Below are 3,206 nucleotides of genomic sequence, written 5' to 3'. Positions count from 1 at the left end.
GACGCGCGGATTATTTCAGCGGTCTCCTAGTACTCCAGCCGCACTTCCTGGGTTCGGTGTCTTCGCAGGTGGTGGCTGGTTTGGCGCGGTGCTGGTGCCGGCGACGCCACCGCGACCATCGACGGATATGATCATGTGACCGGATGATCGTGATCAGGTGTGCCAGGAGACGTCGAACCTCAGCGAGGCTGAGCGGGACGAGTCTTTCTGACGTTGACGCTCCCCCTTTTCGGCGGTTGCGGCGGTGACGGCCAGGAAGGCGTGGGCCCGGCCCTTCGAGCTGGCGTAGGCGAGGAAGACGCCGAGCTGGCAGTTCTCCACCCGCCCGGCGGTGCCGGAGTATTGCCGCTGCACGCCGGCGGACTTGATGCCCTTCTTCAGGAACCCGGTCTCGTCCACGATCAGCACCCCATCGGGGCCGCCAAGGTGCTCAGCTACATAGCCACGCAGGTCGTCGCGGACCGCGTCCGCGTCCCACCTGCAGAAATTGAGCAGCCGCTGCATCCCATCGGGGGTGTCGTCGCCTGCTGCCTCCGCGATCGTCCAGCCGTTCTTATCGGCCAGCGGGGACAGCAACCCACGCAGGTATCCACGCGCGCGCCGCCGAGGCTCAACCCGCCCGAACCGATGCGCGATCAGCGCCATAAGATCATCCAGACCCGCCACCCAGCCGGTGGCCTCATCAACAGGCACGAGCACGAGAGTCTACATAGGACGACCGCCGTGGTGGCGTCGCCGGCACCAGCACCGCGCCAAACCAGCCACCACCTGCGAAGACACCGAACCCAGGAAGTGCGGCTGGAGTACTAGGAGACCGCTGAAATAATCCGCGCGTCGGTCGACCTGTTGATCTTGCGGGTTCGAGATGGTCTTGTGGTGCAGGGTCGATCTGAGTCTCAGCGGGAACTGTTGGACGTGGAGTCGGTGGCGGGGCATCTGCTCAAGCCTGGCAGTGTGTTCGCGTTCTTGGCCGAGCATCGTCGGGCGCTGTTCCCGGATGAGATGTTCGCCGACTTGTTCCCGTCGGGTCGGGGCCGGCCCAGCGTCCCGGCGGATGTGATGGCGGCGGTGATCACGCTGCAGGCGCTGTACGGCCTGTCCGATGCTGAGACGGCGGAGGCGGCGACGTTCGATCTGCGGTGGAAGGCCGCGTGCGGGCTGGCGGTCACGGCGGGGGCGTTTCACCCGACGACGCTGACTTACTGGCGGCGCCGGTTGGCGGGCTCGGATCGGCCGGACCGGATCTTCGAGGCGGTCAAGCAGGTGGTGGCCGAGACCGGAGCGCTGCGTGGGAGGACCAGGCGGGCGTTGGACTCGGCGGTGCTCGATGACGCGGTGGCCACGCAGGACACGGTGACGCAGTTGATCGCCGCGATCCGCCGGGTTCGCCGTGAGGTGCCGGGTGCGGCCGAGGTGATCGCGGCGGTGTGCCGGGCGCATGACTACGACGATGCGGGCAAGCCGGCGATCGCCTGGGACGATCAGCAGGCCCGCGCGGAGTTGGTCGACGCGCTGGTCGGCGACGCGCACCGGCTGCTCGGCCGTCTGCCGGACCAGGAGTTGGGCCCCCGGGCCGCAGAGGCGGTGGCGTTGCTAGCGCTGGTCGCTGGGCAGGATGTGGAACCGGTCGAGGGCTCCAACGGCGCTGACGGGCGGTGGCGCATCGCCCGGCGGGTCGTCCCCGACCGGGTCATCTCCACCGTGGACCCAGACGCCCGGCACGCGCACAAGACTGTGTCACGGCGTCAGGACGGGTTCAAGGCCCATCTCGCGGTCGAGCCGGACACCGGGCTGATCACCGACTGCGTGTTGACCAAAGCCAGCGGCGCGAACAACCACGAAGCCGTCATCGGTCTGCAGCTGCTGGATGCCGAGGACGAGCCGGTGACCGTGTTGGCCGATTCCGCCTACGGAACCGGCGAGGCGCGGGCCGCGCTCGCCGCCGCAAGTCACCGCGCGGTCATCAAGCCGATCCCGCTGCGCCGGCCCGTGCCCGGCGGGTTCACCACCGATGACTTCGCCATCGACCTCGACGCCAACACCGTGACCTGTCCGGCCGGACACACCGTTGCCATCCGGCCCAGCGGTGGCGCCGCCTTCCAGCGGCACTGCCGCGGCTGCCCCCTGGCCTCGCGCTGCACCACCGCCAAACGTGGCCGCAAACTCACCATCCACACCCACGAACGCCTGCTGCGCGCCGCCCGCGCGACGGCCCGTGAACCCGCGTGGCAGGCCGAATACCGCAAGCACCGGCCCATGGTCGAACGCAGCATCGCCTGGCTCGTCCGAGGCAACCGACGCGTCCGCTACCGAGGCGTCGCGAACAACGATCACTGGCTGCACCACCGCGCCGCCGGACTCAACCTCCGCCGACTCATCAACCTAGGCCTGACCAGACTCGACGGAACATGGGCGCTCGCCTAGCGAGGCCTCCTTGACCCCCCGCCACCAACAGCGACCACCCCTGATCACCGCGCGAGGGCGACCACTCATGTCGACCCTCGAGGCCCGACTTCACACCGCCGCAAAGACGGCCGGTCGGCGTCCTCCCGCGCCCAACCCGCCTTATTTCAGGGGTCTCCTAGTAGGGCTTTGTTAGGTCGTCATGGTGGTCGCTGGTGGCAGGTGGGGCATCGGCCTGTCCAGGTGGCGAGCAGCGCCTGGAGCTCTTTGAGGATCTTGTAGAGGGTCAGGCCGCCCCAGCTGCTTTTGGGCTGGTCAGCCGGAGTTCGGTGCAGAACAGGTGGGCGGCGGTGACCAAGGTGACGTGGCGGTGCCAGCCGGTGAAGGAGCGGCCTTCGAAGTGGGTCAGGCCGAGGCCGGTTTCAGTTCGCGGTAGTCGTGTTCGATGCGCCAGCGGATCTTCGCCAGCCGCACCAGGGTCTTGATTGGGGTGTCGGCGGGCAGGGTGGACAGCCAGTAGTCGGTGGGTTCGGGCTCGCCGGGCGGCCATTCGGCCAGCAGCCAGCACTCGGGCAGGCTGCCGTCGTCGTGGCGGCCGATGTCGCGGTTGGCCGGCCGGACCCGGATCGCGGTGAACCTTGATCGCATCTTCGCGGTGGGGTTGCCTTTGGTCTTCTTGGAGCCTTGGCGCCAGGTCACCTGCCGGGCGGCGCCGCGTCCGGCGTCCATCGCCAGGTCCTGCAGGGTCGAGGCTGCCCCGTCATAGCGTGGTCGGGGCGGGCGGCCCCGCCCCCGGTATGGCG

The 3,206-nt window shown here is 68.8% G+C and carries 1 protein-coding gene and 2 pseudogenes; 1 reads left to right on the top strand and 2 read right to left on the bottom strand.

The annotated features are described in order from the left end of the window. Positions 1 to 264: 264 nt before the first annotated feature. A pseudogene (locus VGR06_RS24615) lies at positions 265 to 645 on the bottom strand (IS701 family transposase); the annotation flags it as partial. A 231-nt stretch (positions 646 to 876) separates the two neighbouring features. Here VGR06_RS24615 and VGR06_RS24610 point away from each other — a divergent pair. After that, positions 877 to 2,424 (top strand): IS1182 family transposase, encoded by a 1,548-nt coding sequence (locus tag VGR06_RS24610; protein WP_327561483.1) that lies wholly within the window; start codon positions 877 to 879, stop codon positions 2,422 to 2,424. Between the two features lie 265 nt (positions 2,425 to 2,689). Here the strand turns inward: VGR06_RS24610 and VGR06_RS24605 are convergent. Continuing rightward, a pseudogene (locus VGR06_RS24605) lies at positions 2,690 to 3,206 on the bottom strand (IS701 family transposase); the annotation flags it as partial.

It is taken from the genome of Actinophytocola sp. (genome assembly GCF_036002505.1).
Classification (GTDB): Bacteria; Actinomycetota; Actinomycetes; order Mycobacteriales; family Pseudonocardiaceae; genus DASYTH01.
Note: the sequence above shows the minus strand (reverse complement) of the source record. Positions and strands in the feature narration are given on the sequence as shown.